Source organism: Streptomyces sp. NPDC001056, from assembly GCF_053598955.1.
Genome location: NZ_JBSFLI010000103.1, coordinates 1 through 1,555, shown reverse-complemented (window position 1 = coordinate 1,555; position 1,555 = coordinate 1). Strand labels below are relative to the sequence as shown.

At 61.1% G+C, this 1,555-nt stretch carries 1 protein-coding gene; it reads left to right on the top strand.

What is annotated here, in order from left to right:
- Positions 1 to 233: 233 nt before the first annotated feature.
- Positions 234 to 1,555: DUF2345 domain-containing protein (locus ACWDD7_RS37680; RefSeq protein WP_450460707.1), on the top strand; the 1,322-nt coding region annotated here is incomplete at its 3' end.

Here is a 1,555-nt window from a genome sequence, read left to right as displayed (position 1 = left end):
CACGACCGAGATGCCGGGGTGGCCGTACAGCCGGTGGTACGGGTCGATCACCCCGGTGTCGGCCGAGTCGCCGATCGGGCATTACGTCGCCTGACAAGTACAGATTCGCCTACCTGACCGACAAAGGCGAGTACGTTGCGCGGTTTCACTGCGACTTCGGCAACTGGCCCAAGGGCGGGGAAAGCGTTCCGTTACGGCTCGCCAAGCCGTTCGCAGGCAGGAACCATACGGGCATGCACATGCCCGCGTTGGACGGCGACGAAGCGCTGATCGGCTTTCGCGAAGGCAATCCGAACAAGCCCTTTATTGCGGCCTTTATCCACAATAGCGAGCGCCCCGACCTGATTAATTCATCACGACGGCGCATGTCGCGCAACGAGATCCGAACGCAATCCGGCAACACGTTCTGGATGGACGATTGGGACAATCAGGAAGGCATCGAACTCGGTACGGAGCACTCCGGTCGCTCGCAACTCCATCTCGGCCATATGGTGGACCGCGCACTGAACCAGCGAGGCGCGGGTGCCGAACTGCGGACTTCAGGGCATGCGGTTGCGCGAGGCGGCGCAGGTGTGATGGTGACGGCCTACGACCGGCCGGGCGGCGCGGGCAAGCAGCTTGATATGGCCGAGACGATCGCGCAACTCAAGGAAATGTTGGCGCTAGCCGAATCGCTGGCGAAGTCGGCCGAGGCGTCGAAGGCATCGCCTGCGGATACCCAGGCCCAAAAGGCGATCAGCGACGGGCTGAACGAATTGAAAAGGCCGGGCGCGGTCGTGACTGCACCGGGACCGGTGGGCGTGGTCTCCGGCGACGGCGTGCAACTCGCCGCCGAGGGTTCGATCATCGGGACCGCGAAGAAAGGAGTCCACTTCAGCGCGCTCAAGAGGATCACCGCTTCTGCGGGCGGTCTGTTGTCACTGTTCGCGCGGAAGGGCATGAGCCTGGTCGCGTCGGCCGGCGAGGTCATTGTGCAGGCCCAGCGAGGCCGCATGCAGCTTGCGGCGCAGGAAGACATGACGGTCGAAACGGTCAATGGCGTTTTGCACGTGAAGTCGCCGAAGGAAATCCTGCTCAGCGTCGGCGGCTCGTATATCCGCGTGAATCCGGAAGGGATCGAGATGGGCTCGCGCGGCCGTGTGCACTTCAGGACAAGTGGCTTGAAGAAGACCGGGCCGGCTCAACTGGACCTGAGCGGCGCGGCGTTCGCGCCGGCTTTCGTGCCGTTCAAGACGGAGTGTGAGGTCTGGCGTACCAACCCGAATTTTGTACAAGCGCCGGCCTTGGCACCTGAGCCAGATCCGTCTCAGTGGGAATCGTTGGGTAACACAGGCGCTGTAGCGCAGGCATCTTCGCCAGACAGTGCGGGAAATGTCGCTCCTTCACCGTTTAGTGATTTTCTGTCTAGGATGTTTGATCGTGGTCCCTTGCATGTAAATGACCCGGATAACGCACCAAAAAACCAGACAAATCAAACTCCTGAGTTGATCAAGCTTGAAAGCCCAGCTCCATGTGACTGGAAACTAGCAAGTCTGTTAAGCGAGCGCTCAGATCA